This is a genomic window from Pseudoalteromonas sp. S3431 (assembly GCF_000690035.1).
Taxonomy (GTDB): domain Bacteria; phylum Pseudomonadota; class Gammaproteobacteria; order Enterobacterales; family Alteromonadaceae; genus Pseudoalteromonas; species Pseudoalteromonas fuliginea.
In genome coordinates this window covers 1-18,255 of record NZ_JJNY01000128.1, presented here as the reverse complement: position 1 = coordinate 18,255, position 18,255 = coordinate 1, and the positions used below count along the sequence as shown (strand labels likewise).

Below are 18,255 nucleotides of genomic sequence, written 5' to 3'. Positions count from 1 at the left end.
CCCTTTTTCAAGATTATAAATAGCTCAGTAACAAGGCAAAAAATTGGTTATATAGTTTATCTATATGAGAAGTTTTTAACGCAGTTAATGAGTTATTTAGAACGCTAAAATGTTCAACGTTTTGACTCAGCGGGTATCCTACCCATATACTACAACAAGGTGCTAACGGGGTTATCAGCCCTTTTTCAAGATTATAAATCTCCCCGATTTAAAACAAAAAAGCACAGCCCACAGGCGCCATGCTTTTTGAATCAACCTTAATCCAGCTTACTTTACAAACGAATGCCGCCGTCTATTTCAACCACGCGGCCGGTAAAAAAGTCGTTTTCGATTATGTATTGTGCAGTATGCGCAATTTCGTCGCTTTCGCCTAAGCGCCCTACTGGCGTTACTGCGAGCATACGTTGTTTGGCTTCGGGCTTCATAGCGTCGGTCATGGCGGTACTTATTACACCTGGTGCAATAGCGCCTACACGTATACCAAAACGACCTAGTTCTTTAGCCCATGTGGTGGTAAGTGCCACTACGCCTGCTTTTGATGCTGCGTAATTTGTTTGGCCTATGTTACCTGCTCGCGCTACGCTCGACATATTAACTATAACGCCGCCTTTACCAGATTCAATCATGTGGCTTGCAGCTTCCCGCCCAGCTAAAAACACACCGGTCAGGTTTACATCAATAACTGATTGAAATTGCTCAAGAGACATTTTTTTAACGACTTTACCGTCTTTAGCCTTTATAAACATGCCGTCGCGTAAAATACCGGCGTTGTTTATAAGCACACCAATGTGGCCAAAATCGCAGTTAATGGTATTAAATACGTTTTCTACTTCGCTCTCATTTGTTACGTTTGCGGCATAACCTTTAATATTGCTGGTTACACCTTCAAGCTGCATTAATTGCATAAGTTGCTCGCATGCGGTGTTTAATAAGTCTTGTGCCATATCTATTAAAGCAATGTTGGCACCCATAAGTGCAAACTTTTGCGCCATTGCAAAGCCTAAACCTTGTGCGCCTCCGGTTATTACTACCGTGTTATTTTTAATTTCCACGCGTTGCTCCTACTTAGAAAACAGTTTAAAAATGGCACTAAAGTCATCACTACCCGCACCTTGGTGCTGTAGCATAGTGTATAAATTTTTAGCCATTGAACCCATTGGGGTTGATGAATTACTTTGCTGCGCGGCTTCCATGGCAAGGCCTAAATCTTTAGCCATTAAATCAACCATAAAGCCTGGTTTGTAATCGTTACTAGCAGGGGCTGTATCCATTACACCTGGGCAAGGGTTGTAAAGTTCAAGCGTCCAGTTACGGCCAGAACTTGCGGTCATTATGTCGCTAAGTACTTTAGGATCGAGGCCGTTATTAATACCCATTTGCAGTGCTTCGCTGGTGCCTGCCATTAAAATGCTAAGTAGCATGTTATTACATATTTTTGCTACTTGGCCTGCGCCAATATCGCCTGCATGAAATATGTTTTTACCCATATCACTCAGCACTATATGTGCTTTATCAAACGCGGCTTTTTCGCCGCCTACAATAAAAGTAAGTGTGCCTGCGGTTGCGCCTGCAACGCCGCCCGATACCGGTGCATCTACAAAGCTTATGCCTTGTTTACCAAGTGCGCTGCCTACAATGCGTGCTGATTCTGCATCTATTGTTGAGCAATCAATTACTAATGTATTTTTGCTTAGCACGTTAATTAAACCGCTGCCGTCGTTATTTCCTAAATACAGCGATTTAACATGCTTGCCTGCAGGTAACATACTAATAAGTACGTCAGCATTGGTTGCGCACTGCTTTGCATCAACTGCTGCTTTTGCGCCTTTGCTTGCAAGTTCATTTACGACCGACTGGTTTAAATCGAACACACTCACAGTATGCCCAGCTTTAATTAAGTTAGCCGCCATTGGGCCGCCCATATTGCCTAAGCCGATAAAACCGATATTGAGTTTAGTCATCGTCTTTCCTTTATTTGTGTGTTGGCGTGTCTAAGCCATTGAGTGGGTGGTTTTCGCCAAAGCGATTAGCAAAAAAGCTGTCGATTATTGTTTGTGGGACATCACTAAGTGTTTTGTACTGCCAATTAGGCGCGCCGTCTTTATCTATTAATAACGCCCTTACACCTTCTTGAAACTCACCGACTTCGCCAGCACGAACCGACATACCCAGCTCCATTTTAAAACACGTTAATAAGCTTTTGCCTTTACTTGTTTTTAATTGTTCACTAACGAGTGCGCAGCTTAGTGGGCATCCGTGTTTTAGTGACTTTTGGGCGCGTTGTAGCCATTTATCGTCAGTGGTTAGTCCTAAAATATAATCTACCTGCTCCTGCAAAGTTGTAAACTCACTCAGCTTTTGAATCGTTTTGAGATTAGCTTTTACATTGCCTTTTGGCATACGCGCAGATTGGTTGTCTAAATCGGTTAATAACTTAGTTAAACGCTCATGATTTAAGCTTGCGGTTTTGCCCCATTTAGCTGCTAAAATTTGCGCAAGCATGACATCATATTTAGTGCTGTCGATAAAGTGATCGGCAAGCGATACAAAACGCGCGTCGTCGCAGTTAATTGATGCCGACGTTAACCCTAAAAATAACCCGACGTTTTGTGGCATTTTATGTAAAAAGTAACTCCCGCCTACATCTGGGTATAAACCTATGGTTTGCTCTGGCATGGCAATGCGTGATGTTTCAGTTACGACGCGATGGCTAGCACCGGCCATTAGCCCTAAACCGCCGCCCATTACTATGCCGTTACCCCAAACGAGGATAGGTTTATCAAAGGTATGAATAAGATAATCAAGCTTGTACTCAAGCGTAAAAAACTCTTCAACTAAGCTTGTTGGTTTACCTTGCGCCATTGCATGATGAAGGCTTACAACATCGCCGCCTGCACAAAATGCTTTATCGCCTGCGCCCTTAAGGATGACCATGGCAATGCGGGTATCGGTTGCCCAAGTACGCAATTGCGGTTCAAGTAATTTGATCATCTCAAAATTAAGTGCGTTTAAGGCTTTTGGCGCATTGAGTGTAATAAGCCCAATTAAACTGCCGTTTTCTGCGGTTGCGGTTTCAAATACCACGGGCTCATCGGCGCTATTTAATAATGTTAAAGAACTCATTAGCCATTTACCCAGTTAGCGCGGCGTTTTTCTAAAAAGGCATTTACGCCCTCTTGTTGATCTTCGGTATCAAATAAACCAACAAATAACTCGCGCTCAAGAGGTAATACACTTGCCATTGGTTGATGGCGCCCTTTTTGAATCAATGTTTTACATGCTGCAACTGAGGTGGGGCTTTGATCGGCCACTTGGTTGGCAAGTTTTAGTGCTGCCGCAAAGCTTTCACCTTGTGGTACTACTTCTTCTACTAAGCCAATTTGCAAGGCTTTATCAGCTTTTAAGCGCTCGCCGCATAAAATCATTCGTTTTGCCCAGCCTTCGCCTACAAGCCAAGCTAAATTTTGTGTGCCCCCCGCACAGGGTAATAAACCTACTTTAGCTTCAGGCAATGCCATTTGTGCTTGCTCTTCAGCTATACGTATATCGCACGCAAGCGCAACTTCTAGCCCGCCGCCCATTGCATAGCCATTAATGGCTGCAACCGACACGCCTCTAAAATTAGTCAGTGCTTCAAATGCTTCACCAAATACACGCGACATATCGGCGGCTACGCCTTTATCGCCACCAGCAAATACATTTAGGTCGGCACCCGCGCTAAAAAACTTCTCGCCTTCACCAGTCAGTACTAAGGCGTAAATATTTTTATTATTATTAAGCTCATTAACGGTATTTTTTAAATCAACTAGGGTGTCTTTTGTCCAGGTATTTGCTGGCGGATTAGACATCGTTAAAATAGCAACATGACCTTCGGTTGTAAGTTCAATACTCGGATTAGATTTAGATTCTGACATACATTGCTCCTTATAAAACGTCGCTTGCAGACTCAGCTAAAATTCGACGCGCAATAATTACACGCATAATTTCGTTAGTGCCTTCTAAAATTTGATGAACGCGTACGTCACGTACATGGCGCTCAAGCGGGTATTCTTTTATGTAACCGTAACCACCATGAATTTGCAGTGCGTCGTTACACACAGTAAAGCCAACATCGGTAGCAAAGCGTTTAGCCATGGCGCAGTAAGTGGTTTTTTCAACGTCGTTATTATCAAGTTTAGATGCAGCAAGCCTAACCATTTGGCGCGCAGCTACAAGTTCGGTGTTCATATCGGCAATTTTAAATTGCAATGCTTGAAACGCAGCCAATGGTTTACCAAATTGTGTACGTTCTTTTAAATATTCACGGGCGGTATTAAGCGCCGCTTGCGCTGTACCAATTGAACATGTGGCAATGTTAATTCGGCCGCCATCAAGGCCTTGCATCGCAAATTTAAAGCCTTCGCCCTCTGCGCCTAACAAGTTATGCGCAGGAATGCGTACATCTTCAAAGCTAATTAGGCGTGTTGGTTGTGCGTTCCAACCCATTTTTTCCTCAGCTTTGCCGTATTCAACGCCTTTTGCGTCGGCAGGCACTACAAATGCCGAAATACCCGCAGCGCCTTCGCCGCCTGTACGTGCCATTACAACTAGCACTTCGGTTTCGCCAGCGCCCGATATAAACATTTTTGAGCCGTTAATAACGTACTCATCACCCTCAAGCACAGCTTTTGTTTTAAGTGATGCGGCGTCTGAGCCCGATCCAGGCTCTGTTAAACAGTAAGAGGCAAGTAGCTCGCCCATTACTAATTGCTCTACGTATTTGTCTTTAACGGCATCGGTACCAAAACTTGCTACCATCCAGGTAGCCATATTATGAATGGTTAACATAGCCGTTGTTGCGGTACAGCCCATAGCAAGCTGCTCAAAAATAATGCTCGAATCTAAACGAGATAAACCAAGGCCGCCCGCTTTCTCTGGCGTGTATAAACCACAAAAACCAAGCTCGCCTGCTGCTTTAATCGTGTCTTTAGGAAAAATATGTTCGCGGTCCCATTTTGCTGCATGGGGGGCAAGTTCTGACTCGGCAAATTGGCGTGCAGTTTGAGCAAAGGCTTGTTGATCTTCAGATAAGTTAAAGTCCATGGTAGACCTCTTTAATTGTGTAAGTTATGTTGTTAGTGTTTCCCGTTACAGGGATAGTTTGTGACGAGCGGCGAAGGCTTATGTGTGTGTTGTGTGTGAAGTAGCCTTCGCGCCCATCTTTTTTATTAATTATTCTTTTATTTACTCATTTTTTAATTACGATTATTTTAAGTTAATACTCATGTTTGGACCCGACGCAATGTCGTCTTCAAACCAACGTGATGTAATCGTTTTAGTTTCTGTATAAAAACGAATACCTTGTTTACCGTACGTGTGAGTATCGCCATAAAATGAGCCTTTCCAACCAGTGAACGAAAAGAACGGAAGTGGCACCGGAATTGGCACATTAATACCTACTTGGCCTACTTCAATTTCGTGTTGGAATTTACGAGCCACTGCGCCGCTTGACGTAAATAATGAGGTGCCGTTACCGTAAGGGCTGTCGTTAATAAGTGCGATTGCTTCATCAAGCGTGTCTACAAACATACACGCCAGTACAGGACCAAATATTTCTTCTTTATATAAATCCATCTCTTTGGTTACATCGGTAAATAACGTTGGGCCAACCCAGTTACCTTGCTCATACCCTTCAACCGTAAAGTCAGAACCATCAATTAAACAGGTAGCGCCTTGCTCTTTACCACCAGCAATGAGTGATAAAATACGTGCCTTTGCCGCTTTTGATGTTTGTGGACCGTATGCCGCGTTTGCATCATCCCACACGCCTGGGCGTACATTTTCAAAGCCTGCTTTAATGTCATCTACCCACTGACTTGCTTGACCTACAAATACAGCAACCGAAATACCCATACAGCGCTGGCCAGCAGCACCTACCGATGCGCCTACTAGGTTATTTACAACGTGCGATTTACTTGCATCAGGCATAATAACCATGTGGTTTTTAGCACCAACACACGCTTGCACACGTTTAAGGTTTTGTGTGCCTTTAGAATAAATATAAGCACCTACACCACACGAGCCAACAAACGAAATAGCGCGTACTGCTTTATCTTCTAGTAAGCGGTCTACTTGTGGTTTTGTACCGTGAACAACTTGTAATACGCCTTTTGGTGCACCGGCTTCAATAAATAGCTCTGCTAAGCGCATTGGTGTAAGTGGGTCTTGCTCAGACGGTTTTAAAATAAAGGTGTTACCACACACAATAGCCAGCGGGAACATCCAAAGTGGGATCATTGCAGGGAAGTTAAACGGAGTTACGCCCGCACATACGCCAAGTGGCTGCATGTAAGAATACGTATCGATTTTACGCGCTACGTTTTCCATTGTTTCACCCATCATTAATGATGGTGCGTTTGCTGCTTGTTCTACTACTTCAATACCACGCCAAACATCGCCTTTTGCATCTTCAAATGTTTTACCCAATTCGTGGCAAATAATGGTAGCAAGCTCATCATGATGTTCTTTTAATAGCGCAGCGTACTTCATCATAATGCGAGCACGTTCAGTAATAGGTACGTCTTTCCATGTTTTAAACGTCTCAGAAGCTGAGGCAATTGCCGCGTCCATTTCTGATTCTGTGGTACATGGCACTTGTGCAAGTACTTCTTGAGTTGCTGGGTTTATAACATCGATAAGCTCTTTTGATGCTGATTGAATAAATTCGCCATTAATAAGTAGTGGTACTTGGTGCATGATTAAATCCTAGTGTGTGAGTTGTGTGTTCTCTTTTAAAATTGGTAGCGCCGCTTTGTTAGTATTATGAGTGCAGCGCCTTTGTAGTTATTCGTACAGCTTTCTTATAACTATTTAATACCTAGTTAATACGCTTCTACAGCCATAGCAACCGCTTCACCGCCACCAATACATAAAGACGCAATGCCTTTTTTAAGACCTCGGTTTTTAAGGGCATGAATAAGCGTTACTAAAATACGCGCGCCGCTTGCACCAATTGGGTGGCCAAGTGCACATGCACCGCCATTAACGTTTACTTTGCTTTCATCAAGTTTTAACTCGTTAATAGCCAGCATGGTTACCATGGCAAATGCTTCGTTAATTTCCCAAAGGTCAACATCGTTTACAGCCCAACCTGCTTTTTCAAGCACGCTGTTCATAGCCCCTACTGGCGCTACTGTAAATTCACTTGGTTTTTGAGAGTGCGTGCTGTGCGCTACAATTTTACAAAGCGGTGTTAAGCCTTGCTCTTTTGCTTTTGATTCGCTCATTAATATAAGCGCTGCGCCACCGTCTGAAATTGACGATGAATTAGCCGCTGTAATAGTGCCGTCTTTTTTAAAAGCAGCACGTAAGGTAGGAATTTTTTCTGGGCGGGCGTTACCTGGTTGCTCATCAATCGATACTGTTACATCGCCTTTGCGTGTTTGCATTGTATGGGGTGCAACTTCGTTATCAAAGCTACCATTTTGTATCGCGGCTTTAGCTTTACTTAATGAGCCTAATGCAAACGCATCCATTTGCTCACGACCAATGCCGTATTCGTCGGCGGTGTCTTGTGCAAAACACCCCATTGCTTTGTTGTCGTAAGCATCTTCAAGGCCATCGCTCATCATGTGATCTTTTATTTCGCCATGTCCCATACGCATTCCGCCACGCGCTTTTGGAATAAAGTACGGTGCGTTTGTCATGCTCTCCATGCCACCGGCAATAGCAGATTGAATAGAGCCTGCTTTAATTAAATCGTTTGCAAGCATGGCCGCTTTTAAACCAGAGCCACATACTTTGTTTATTGTTGTAGCGCCAGTGCTAAGTGCAAGGCCTGCTTTTAACATTGCTTGGCGTGCGGGTGCTTGTCCAAGGCCTGCTGGTAATACGCAGCCCATAATTACTTCGTCTATTGCATCATTAGCTAAACCAGTTTGTGCAAGTGCGCTGGCAATGGCGGTTGCGCCAAGCTCGGTAGACTGCGCATCACTTAACGCTCCCATAAAACCACCCATTGGGGTGCGTTTTGCTGCTACAATTACCACTGATTCTAAAGTCATAACTAACTCCATTGTATTTATATGCAAATAGTTGTTAGTATATTTGCTCTATTAATTTAGTATTCATTTATTATTTATTACCCTTACACAATACTAACGTTTACGCCAACGTCAACTAAAAACAGCTTAATTTTTAGTTTTATAAGTGTAAGGATTATTTTCCATCGGTTAGACTAAACTGATAAAATAAAATTAACCCATTGAATATTAATAATATAAATCAATACCTCGCTTAAACATCCCTTTATAAATAGTTTCAAATCACACCAAGCTTTACCTTTACGTAAACTTCACTTATATTGGAGTTATTCGAATGAGGTAAATACAATTATGAAACCAGATAATCAAACAAACTTTGCAAGCTCAGCCAAAATGCCGGCCAGTAATGAACAAACATTTAGCATTAGCGAACTCGCTAAAGAATTTGACATTACAACCCGCTCTATTCGCTTTTACGAAGACCAAGGGTTAATAACGCCAGAACGTAATGGTCAAACCCGTATTTATTCAAAACGCGATAAAGTGCGTTTAAAACTAATATTACGTGGTAAGCGCCTTGGCTTTACATTGGCCGAAACCGGTCGTTTGTTTGAACTGTACGACGCAGATAAATCAAGCGCTAAGCAGTTGGTTACTATGCTTGACCTTATTTCAGAAAAAAAAGCAGACCTATCTCAACAAATGGACGACATTAAAGTTGTTCTTATGGAGTTGGTGACGGCCGAGCGCCGCTGTAGAGACACGCTTAATAAAATAGACGAGTAAGTTTATTTTTAAAATAAAAACACACTGACAACACACACGTCACACAGGAATGAATCATGAGCACTATTTCACTATATAAAGAAATGAACTTTGGCCTTGGCGAAACCGCCGATATGATCCGCGACCACGTAAACAGTTTTGCGAGTCAGGAGATTGCCCCGCTTGCTGAAAAAACGGACTTAGATAACGCTTTTCCAAATCAACTTTGGTCTCAAATGGGCGAAATGGGCGTACTAGGTATGACCGTATCTGAAGAACTTGGCGGCGCCGGTTTAGGTTACTTAGAACATGTTATTGCTATGGAAGAAATAAGCCGTGCTAGTGCATCTATTGGCTTAAGCTATGGCGCACATTCAAACCTGTGTGTTAATCAAATTAACCGTAACGGGTCACAAGCTCAAAAAGAAAAATACTTACCTAAGCTTATTAGTGGCGAGCACATTGGTGCTCTTGCAATGAGCGAGCCTAATGCGGGCTCTGACGTTGTATCGATGAAACTCAAAGCCGAAAAAAAAGGCGATAAGTACATTTTAAACGGTAATAAAATGTGGATCACCAATGGCCCAGATGCACACACATTAGTTATTTACGCTAAAACAGATTTAAACGCCGGTGCTAAAGGCATTACCGCGTTTATTGTTGAAAGTGACTTTCCTGGTTTTTCAACAGCGCAAAAGCTCGACAAACTGGGCATGCGCGGCTCAAACACCTGTGAGCTAGTATTTGAAAACTGCGAAGTGCCAGAAGAGAATATTTTAGGTAACTTAAACGAAGGCGTTAAAGTACTTATGAGTGGCCTTGATTACGAACGCGTAGTACTTGCAGCGGGCCCGCTTGGCATAATGCAAGCGTGTATGGACATAGTTGTACCGTACATTCATGAGCGTAAACAGTTTGATACCCCGATTGGTCAATTTCAGTTAATTCAGGGCAAAGTAGCCGACATGTATACACAAATGAATGCTGCCCGCTCATACGTATATACGGTAGCTAAAGCGTGTGACCGTGGTGAAACGACCCGTAAAGATGCCGCTGGTGCAATTTTATACGCAGCTGAGCTTGCAACTAAAATGGCACTTGATGCGATTCAAATTTTAGGTGGCAATGGCTACATAAACGAATACGCAACGGGCCGTCTTCTTCGTGACGCTAAATTATACGAAATTGGTGCAGGTACATCAGAAATACGCCGCATGCTTATTGGCCGCGAACTTTTCACTGAAAGCCGTTAAGGATTAAACCATGACGATTTTAAAATCGAGCGTTAATCCTCACGATCCAACGTTTGTGCAAAACCATAAAAATATGTCAGCGCTGGTGGATGATTTACGCGATAAAGTAGCAACAATTAGCCAAGGCGGAGGCGCTGCATTAAAAGATCGCCACGAAGGCCGTGGTAAATTATTTGTTCGCGACCGTATAAGTACATTAATTGATGAAGGCTCACCGTTTTTAGAAATATTGCAATTTGCTGCCTTTGGTGTGTACGAACAAGCAATACCTTGTGCAGGCGTTGTAGCCGGTATTGGCCGTGTTAAAGGCGTTGAATGCATGATTATTGCAAACGATGCCACGGTTAAAGGCGGTACATATTTTCCGCTTACCGTTAAAAAGCATTTACGCGCACAAGACATCGCAGAGCGTTGCCACTTACCGTGTATTTATTTGGTGGATTCGGGCGGTGCAAATCTGCCAGAGCAAGATGATGTATTTCCAGATAAGTTGCATTTTGGTCGTATTTTTTACAATCAAGCCCGCATGTCGGGTAAAGGTATCCCACAAATTGCCGTGGTAATGGGATTATGTACCGCAGGTGGTGCGTACGTACCTGCTATGGCAGACGAAAGCATTATTGTAAAAGATCAAGGCACTATATTTTTAGCCGGTCCGCCGCTTGTAAAAGCAGCAACGGGCGAAGAAGTAACCGCCGAAGAGCTTGGCGGTGCCGATGTGCACTGTAAAGTGTCGGGTGTTGCCGATCACTACGCTGAAAACGACGCCCATGCGCTGTCTATTGCGCGCCAATGTATTGAGCGCATTAACTACACACGTCCGACCGCCCCTCTTCTAGAGGATGTAAAGCCACCTCGTTATGATATTAACGAGCTTTACGGCATTGTAGGCACCGACCTTAAAAAGCCGTTTGATGTACGCGAAGTAATAGCTCGCACAGTGGACGACTCATCATTTGATGAATTTAAACGTTACTTTGGTGAAACGCTGGTCACCGGTTTTGCCAGTATTTACGGCAATCCTGTTGGCATAGTGGCTAATAACGGTATTTTATTTAGTGAGTCGGCGCAAAAAGGCGCGCACTTTATTCAACTGTGCGCTCAGCGCAATATTCCTTTAGTGTTTTTACAAAATATTACCGGCTTTATGGTGGGTAAAAAATACGAAGCCGAAGGTATTGCTAAGCACGGCGCTAAAATGGTGATGGCGGTTTCGTGTGCTGATGTGCCTAAATTCACTGTACTTATTGGCGGCTCTTACGGCGCAGGTAACTACGGAATGTGTGGCCGTGCATTTGAACCAACCATGATGTGGATGTGGCCTAATGCCCGTATTTCTGTCATGGGCGGCGAGCAAGCAGCGGGTGTAATGGCGCAAGTTAAACAAGATGGTTTAGCACGCAAAGGCCAGAGCATGAGCGAGCAAGAAATTAGTGACTTTAAAAAGCCAATTATTGATCAGTACGAAGAGCAAGGTCATCCGTATTACGCAAGCGCACGCTTGTGGGACGACGGCATTATAGACCCTGCCGATACGCGTAATGTATTAGGGCTTGCGTTAACGGCTGCGAATAACGCACCAAAACGTGATTCGAAATTTGGCGTATTTAGAATGTAACCGGAGCGCAAAATGTCAGTAACACTACAAATAACAAAATCTAATGTGGCTGTACTTGTGTTAAGCCGCCCAGAAAAAAGAAACGCATTTAACAGTGAAGTAATACACGAGCTGATTCAGTGTATTGAACATGCAAATACGCTTGATATTCGTGCTTTGGTTTTAAAAACAGAAGGTAAACACTTTTCAGCCGGTGCTGATTTAGCCTGGATGAAGTCGATGGCGGATAACAACTACGCCGATAACCTAGCTGATTCAATGCAATTAGCTAAATTAATGCAGGTCTTGGCAAGATCCCTTCATCCTACAATTTGCGCTGTGCAAGGTGCTGCTTTTGGTGGTGCTCTGGGTTTAATAGCCTGTTGCGACATAGCCCTTAGTAAAGACGATGCACAATTTTGTTTAAGCGAAGTAAAGCTGGGTCTTATTCCTGCGGTTATTAGCCCGTATGTAATTAAAGCGATTGGTGAGCGCGCTGCTCGCAGGTACTTTTTAACGGCTGAAGTGTTTGATGCACATACTGCTAAGCAACTTGGTTTAATTCATCAAGTAACCGGTAATTTAGACTGTGCACTCGATAATATGCTGCAAACACTGATTGATAACGGACCTGTTGCAGTAAAAGCCGCAAAAGCATTAATTAACGATGTAGCAAATAAAGAAATTACCGATGAACTCATTGAGCTTACCGCAGAGCGTATTGCAAAAATTCGCGTATCTGAAGAAGGTCAAGAAGGGCTAAGTGCTTTTTTTGATAAACGCCCACCCGCTTGGCAACTGTAGGATTGATTATGAACACACAACGATTACAAAAAATACTGATTGCCAATCGTGGAGAAATTGCGTGCCGAGTAATGCGCACTGCAAAACAAATGGGCTTAACCACGGTCGCGGTTTATTCTGATGTAGACAAACATGCCCAGCATGTAAAAATGGCTGACGAGGCTTACCATATTGGTGCTGCGCCAAGTAAAGATTCGTATTTAGTAGCAGACAAAATTTTACAAGTTGCCAAAGACTGCGGCGCTGATTGTATTCACCCAGGCTATGGTTTTTTATCTGAGAACAGCGAATTTGCTAAAGCCTGCGAAGCTAATAACATTGCTTTTGTAGGACCACCAGCAAGTAGCATTGAAGCAATGGGGTCTAAAACCCGCGCTAAAGAAATAATGGCAGCTGCTAATGTGCCATTAGTACCAGGTTATTATGGTGATAAACAAGACCCTGCTTTTTTACAAAGTGAAGCTGAAAAAATTGGCTACCCTGTACTCATTAAAGCGGCCTTTGGCGGCGGCGGTAAAGGCATGCGTGTGGTTGAAAAAGCACAAGACTTTATGAGCGCATTACAAGGTGCGCAACGTGAAGCCATTGCCGGTTTTGGTAACGATTTAGTATTGCTTGAGCGTTACGTAAACCAGCCTCGCCATGTTGAAGTGCAAGTATTTGCAGATAACCATGGCAACTGTGTTTATTTAGGCGATCGTGATTGTTCTTTGCAACGTCGTCACCAAAAAGTAATTGAAGAAGCCCCTGCTCCGGGTTTATCTGACGAACTACGCAAAGAAATGGGCGAAGCAGCTGTACGTTGTGCACTAGCTATAAATTATAGAGGCGCAGGTACGGTTGAATTTTTACTGTGTGGCGATGAATTTTTCTTTATGGAAATGAATACGCGCCTACAAGTAGAACACCCTGTGACCGAAATGGTAACGGGCGTAGATTTAGTCAATTGGCAAATTAATATTGCGGGTGGGCAAACATTGCCACTGACACAAAGCGATATTCAATTGCAGGGTCATAGCTTTGAAGCGCGTATATACGCAGAAGATCCAGCTAACGACTTTATCCCGTGCTCGGGCACTATTGAAGCACTACACACACCGCTTAACAGCGAATTTGTACGCATTGATACAGGCATTGCACAAGGCGACGAAATCAGCCCGTTTTACGATCCGATGATTGCAAAACTTATTGTGCACGATGACAATCGCGAACAAGCACTGAGCCGTTTACAACACGCTCTTGAGCAATTTCATTTAGCGGGTTTTAGCACTAACATTGGCTTTTTACATAATTTAGCAAGCCACCCTAAGTTTAAACAAGGTGCGCCAAGTACACACTTTATTGCTGAGCAAGGTGATTCGTTAGTTGCGGTTGACAAATCGTTATTACAAGCAAGTCAGCTTATTGGTGCTTTTGCGTATTTAGAATCGTTAACTAATACCAAAAATGCGCAAAGCAGTGCAAGCCCGTGGCAACAGCTGAATGGTTTTACACTCAATGCACCACAAGTAATTAAAGTCCCTTTTGCCGATTTACAGCTAAGCGCTATAAAAACCACAGCGGGCTATAATATTACGCATAACGAGGATGTATTTAGTTTACAAGGCACATTAAATAATAATCTTTGCAGTGTATTTATTAACGGTGAAAAACATAGCGCGCACGTAACTACTGTAGGTAATAATACTGTTGGCAATATTGTCACTGTTATGAATAAAGCACTGCAAACTAAGCTTGAACTAGTTGATAAACATTATATTAGTTCGCACGAAAGCGAAGCACTGCCACTTGCCGCCCCACTCAATGGCACGGTAGTTAAGCACTTAATTGACATTGGTAGCACAATTACCAAAGGCGATGCGGTTGTAATTATTGAAGCCATGAAAATGGAATACACGCTTAACGCACCACACGACGGCATTTTAAAAAGCTACTGTTTTGGTGAAGGCGAATTAGTAACGCACGGAGCCTTACTTGCTATTGTCGAAGATACAACAGAGGAAGGTGCATAATGAGTGCCTTTGCAAATAAAGTACGTATTGTTGAAGTAGGTGCGCGAGACGGCCTACAAAACGAAAAAACAGTAAGCACAGCCGATAAAGTAGCGCTTATTAACGCCCTAAGTGCTGCAGGTTTGAAAGATATTGAAGCTGGCGCGTTTGTATCCCCAAAATGGGTGCCACAAATGGCAGACTCAGCGGATGTAATATCAGCCCTTAATTTACCCGATGTAAATTTAAGCGCCCTTACACCTAACTTAAAAGGTGCACAAGCAGCGCATGCTGTTGGCATTAAAGAGTTTGCTATATTTACCGCTGCGAGTGAGTCGTTTTGTCAAAAAAACATAAACTGCTCAATTGAGCAAAGTATTGAACGTTTTAGCGAAGTAATGGCGTTTGCTAAAGCTAATAATATTCGTGTACGTGGTTATGTAAGCTGTGTGCTGGGTTGCCCTTATGAGGGTGAAATTAACCCGCAAGCAGTACTGAATGTATCGCAAAAGCTGTTAGATTTAGGATGTTACGAAGTAAGCCTTGGCGATACCATAGGTGTTGGCACCGCTAAAAAAGTAACGCAGTTAATAGAGTTACTTTTAACGCACATTGATAAAACCAAGTTGGCCGTGCATTTTCATGATACATACGGCCAAGCGCTCACAAATATTTACGCAGCTTTAAGCCTAGGTATTGCAACGGTTGACGCGGCAGTTGCGGGCCTTGGTGGCTGTCCTTATGCTAAGGGTGCGTCAGGAAATGTTGCCACCGAAGATGTAGTTTACTTACTACAAGGGCTTGGCATTGAGCATGGAATTGATTTACAAAGGTTAAGTGACGCTGGCTGGGAAATAACCAAAGCACTTGGTAAGCAACCTGTGAGCAAAGTATCTGTGGCACTACACACTAAATAACCTGAGCTCTGGATAATAAATCTATCTCGAGCAGCTATTTTCAGCACTAACTGCGTTGAATTTACTTGCAATAGGCCAGCTATTGACGCGTAAATTCGCCTTGTTTTCACTGAAAATCTCTGGCTAAAGAAAATAAATTTAAATATCACCCTAATTCAATATGTTAGTAAATCTCTTAACCAGAGTTCAGGTTAAATGGCTATCTTATAAAATGATGATTAAAGATAATTAACAACAAATAGCACACAATGAGGAGAGACTCATGGCCGGTTTTGATAAGGTAGTTTCTAGTTACGAAGCTGCAATGGAAGGATTAAAAGACGGCGATACCATTATTGCCGGTGGTTTTGGTTTATGTGGTATTCCTGAGGGCTTAATTAAAAAAATTAAGCAGATGCAAACAAAAAACTTAACTGTAGTATCTAATAACTGTGGTGTTGATGACTTTGGATTAGGTATTTTATTACAAGACAAACAAATTAAAAAAGTAGTTGCCTCGTACGTTGGCGAAAACGCCCTATTCGAGCAGCAGTTATTAAGTGGCGAAATTGATGTAGAGCTTACGCCTCAAGGCACACTTGCTGAAAAAATGCGAGCTGGTGGCGCGGGTATACCTGCGTTTTACACCGCCACCGGTTACGGTACTCCTGTGGCTGAGGGTAAAGATGTAAAAGAGTTTAATGGTCGCCCGTATATTTTAGAAGAATCTATAACGGGTGAATTTGCTATTGTTAAAGCGTGGAAAGCCGACCGCTTTGGTAATTTAGTGTTTAGACACACTGCCATGAACTTTAATCCAATGGCTGCAACAGCAGGCAAAATTACCGTTGCCGAAGTAGAAGAAGTTGTAGAACCGGGTGAGCTTGAGCCAAGCCAAATTCATACCCCAGGTATTTTTGTAAATCGCGTTATTAAAGGCAGCTTTGAAAAACGCATTGAACGTGTAACAACACGAGATTAAGCAGGAGCATAATTATGGCATTATCACGTGAACAAGTTGCAATGCGCGTTGCACAAGAACTTCAAGATGGTTACTACGTAAATTTGGGCATAGGAATTCCGACACTCGTCGCAAACTATGTACCAGATGATATTGAAGTTATGTTACAGTCCGAAAATGGCCTTTTAGGCATGGGCCCGTACCCCACAAAAGCAGAGCTAGACGCCGATATGATTAACGCGGGTAAAGAAACCGTGACAGCAGCCAAAGGTGCAGCCATATTTAATAGTGCAGATAGTTTTGCCATGATACGGGGTGGTCATGTAGACTTAACCGTTCTGGGTGCATTTGAAGTTGACCAGAACGGCAACATCGCATCGTGGATGATCCCTAAAAAGCTGATTAAAGGCATGGGTGGCGCGATGGATTTAGTCGCTGGCGCGAAAAATATTATTGTTACTATGACCCATGCAAGTAAGCATGGTGACTCTAAACTATTAGAGGCCTGCTCTTTACCGCTTACTGGCGTTAATTGCGTAAAAAAAATAGTAACAGATTTAGCCGTATTAGAAGTTAAAGACGGCGCATTTCATCTATTAGAACGTGCTCCGGGCGTATCTGTTGATGAAATCATTAGTAAAACAGCAGGTAAATTACTTGTTGACGGTGAAGTTCCAGAAATGGTTTTTTAGGCTTTAGCTTAAAAATAACGCTTTACCCTGTACCGACCTCATTCCCAGTGCCAATGGCGCTGAGTTACCCAAAATCCCTCGCAAGAGGGATTTTTTTTGTCCTTTTGCATTCTTTTTAGGCTAATTCATACATCTGTAGTAAATTTTTATCTATAATAGTTGCATAAATAGATGATTAGTTAGCTAGAGCATTTGCACTACTTTGTTGTTATCATGCACCACTTTTGTGAACTTGCTCTATGAGTAATTTTAACTTGTTGAAATTACTAACATTACTAACTGGTTCGATTTTTGCCTATACTAGGCTATATAAACAACTTAATACTGGAAAACATGCAAACTCCTATTCGTGGCCTTCGATCTTTTTGCTTTGCAGCAAGAAGCCTAAGTTTTAAGCATGCAGCTAATGAGCTGTACTTAACACCTTCGGCAGTAAGCCATCAAATAAAACAACTTGAAGAACAGCTTGGTATTGAACTTTTTCAGCGTAAAACACGTTCAATAAGTTTAACAACAGCTGGTAAAAACTTTTTTGATGCCGTATCTCCTATCATTACCATGTTAGAAGGTACCATTAACGAGTTTAGTCAGATGCAACAAAACACTAATTTAACAATTACCTTGCCTGAGTTTTTTGCAAGCGAACTACTTATGCCTAAATTAAGCGAGTGGACGACAGAGCATCCTAATATTAATTTACAAATGGATACGCTTAAAACACGCAAAGAAATAACACGGCATAGCGATTTGTCTATTGTATTGTCCTCTAGTAAACCTACTGAAGGCTTAGTAACTGAATTATTTAATCTTGAATATATCCCTGCGTGTAATGAAAAACTGCTCAATCAGTGGAAAAATGATCATCGTAAAGCACTAAACCAAGTTCCGCTAATTCTACATAAAGCGCGTCCTTGGGCGTGGCATCAATGGGCTGAAAAAGCAGGCATTGATGACTTTTCTCCTTCGCAAATTATCCAAATAGACAGTATGTTTGGTGTAGCACGTGCTGCGCAGCAAGGCATGGGCATTGCGCTTATTCCACTGCCAATTAGTCAAAGTTGGTTAGATGAGAAGTGGCTCTATAAATTATTTGAACAGCCTTTAACAACTAAAGATAAATACTACTTAGTACAACACGAATCCAACATACCTAATCACCCACTTGATTTATTTGCGAAGTGGGTTGTAAATACGTTTAGAAAAATCCAAGAATAACCCCCGATTAGACGAGTTCAGTAATACAACCTACTGTGTGTTGTATTACTGAACTCGTCT

General features: G+C 42.6%; 16 protein-coding genes. 9 read left to right on the top strand and 7 right to left on the bottom strand.

The features are described from left to right. Positions 1-272: 272 nt before the first annotated feature. The 7 genes from DO88_RS00360 to DO88_RS00390 all read right to left on the bottom strand — a co-directional run bounded on the left by DO88_RS00360 (position 273) and on the right by DO88_RS00390 (position 8,042). Positions 273-1,052, bottom strand: a complete 780-nt coding sequence (locus tag DO88_RS00360) for an SDR family oxidoreductase (protein ID WP_033041151.1) — start codon at positions 1,050-1,052, stop codon at positions 273-275. A gap of 9 nt (positions 1,053-1,061) precedes the next feature. Then, positions 1,062-1,961 carry a 3-hydroxyisobutyrate dehydrogenase gene (gene mmsB / locus DO88_RS00365; RefSeq protein WP_033041150.1) on the bottom strand — a complete coding sequence of 300 codons (900 nt, stop codon included), beginning with the start codon at positions 1,959-1,961 and terminating at the stop codon, positions 1,062-1,064. 10 nt (positions 1,962-1,971) lie between these two features. Beyond that, the gene (locus DO88_RS00370) at positions 1,972-3,123 is read right to left on the bottom strand and encodes an enoyl-CoA hydratase/isomerase family protein (RefSeq protein ID WP_033041149.1); all 1,152 of its coding nucleotides are present in this window, start codon (positions 3,121-3,123) and stop codon (positions 1,972-1,974) included. After that, positions 3,123-3,914: an enoyl-CoA hydratase gene (locus DO88_RS00375; protein WP_024590175.1), complete on the bottom strand. Its 792-nt coding sequence runs from the start codon at positions 3,912-3,914 to the stop codon at positions 3,123-3,125. The genes DO88_RS00370 and DO88_RS00375 overlap by 1 nt, the downstream gene beginning before the upstream one ends. Positions 3,915-3,924: 10 nt before the next feature. Then, complete coding sequence (locus DO88_RS00380) at positions 3,925-5,082, bottom strand: acyl-CoA dehydrogenase family protein (protein WP_033041148.1); 1,158 nt, start codon at positions 5,080-5,082, stop codon at positions 3,925-3,927. A 162-nt stretch (positions 5,083-5,244) separates the two neighbouring features. Next, positions 5,245-6,735, bottom strand: coding sequence for a CoA-acylating methylmalonate-semialdehyde dehydrogenase (locus DO88_RS00385; RefSeq protein ID WP_008169214.1), 1,491 nt, complete (start codon positions 6,733-6,735; stop codon positions 5,245-5,247). A gap of 125 nt (positions 6,736-6,860) precedes the next feature. Then, a complete protein-coding gene (locus tag DO88_RS00390) occupies positions 6,861-8,042 on the bottom strand; it encodes a thiolase family protein (protein WP_008135263.1) in 1,182 nt (393 codons plus the stop codon). Between the two features lie 330 nt (positions 8,043-8,372). Between DO88_RS00390 and DO88_RS00395 the strand changes: the two genes are divergently transcribed. The 9 genes from DO88_RS00395 to DO88_RS00435 all read left to right on the top strand — a co-directional run bounded on the left by DO88_RS00395 (position 8,373) and on the right by DO88_RS00435 (position 18,195). Beyond that, positions 8,373-8,807, top strand: coding sequence for a MerR family transcriptional regulator (locus tag DO88_RS00395; protein ID WP_008135264.1), 435 nt, complete (start codon positions 8,373-8,375; stop codon positions 8,805-8,807). A 56-nt stretch (positions 8,808-8,863) separates the two neighbouring features. Beyond that, the gene (locus tag DO88_RS00400; protein ID WP_033041147.1) at positions 8,864-10,039 is read left to right on the top strand and encodes an isovaleryl-CoA dehydrogenase; all 1,176 of its coding nucleotides are present in this window, start codon (positions 8,864-8,866) and stop codon (positions 10,037-10,039) included. A gap of 10 nt (positions 10,040-10,049) precedes the next feature. Then, positions 10,050-11,657, top strand: a complete 1,608-nt coding sequence (locus DO88_RS00405) for a carboxyl transferase domain-containing protein (protein WP_033041146.1) — start codon at positions 10,050-10,052, stop codon at positions 11,655-11,657. A 12-nt stretch (positions 11,658-11,669) separates the two neighbouring features. Next, on the top strand, positions 11,670-12,440 hold the full coding sequence (locus DO88_RS00410; protein WP_033041145.1) for an enoyl-CoA hydratase/isomerase family protein: 771 nt from the start codon (positions 11,670-11,672) through the stop codon (positions 12,438-12,440). 8 nt (positions 12,441-12,448) lie between these two features. Continuing rightward, positions 12,449-14,452, top strand: a complete 2,004-nt coding sequence (locus DO88_RS00415; protein WP_007376574.1) for an acetyl/propionyl/methylcrotonyl-CoA carboxylase subunit alpha — start codon at positions 12,449-12,451, stop codon at positions 14,450-14,452. Continuing rightward, positions 14,452-15,348 (top strand): hydroxymethylglutaryl-CoA lyase, encoded by an 897-nt coding sequence (locus DO88_RS00420; protein WP_007376575.1) that lies wholly within the window; start codon positions 14,452-14,454, stop codon positions 15,346-15,348. Before DO88_RS00415 ends, DO88_RS00420 begins: the two co-directional genes overlap by 1 nt. Before the next feature lie 262 nt (positions 15,349-15,610). Beyond that, positions 15,611-16,309 carry a CoA transferase subunit A gene (locus tag DO88_RS00425; RefSeq protein WP_033041144.1) on the top strand — a complete coding sequence of 233 codons (699 nt, stop codon included), beginning with the start codon at positions 15,611-15,613 and terminating at the stop codon, positions 16,307-16,309. A gap of 14 nt (positions 16,310-16,323) precedes the next feature. Continuing rightward, positions 16,324-16,980 carry a CoA transferase subunit B gene (locus DO88_RS00430; RefSeq protein ID WP_007376577.1) on the top strand — a complete coding sequence of 219 codons (657 nt, stop codon included), beginning with the start codon at positions 16,324-16,326 and terminating at the stop codon, positions 16,978-16,980. Positions 16,981-17,313: 333 nt separating this feature from the next. Beyond that, a complete protein-coding gene (locus DO88_RS00435; protein ID WP_007376578.1) occupies positions 17,314-18,195 on the top strand; it encodes a LysR family transcriptional regulator in 882 nt (293 codons plus the stop codon). Positions 18,196-18,255 lie beyond the last annotated feature (60 nt).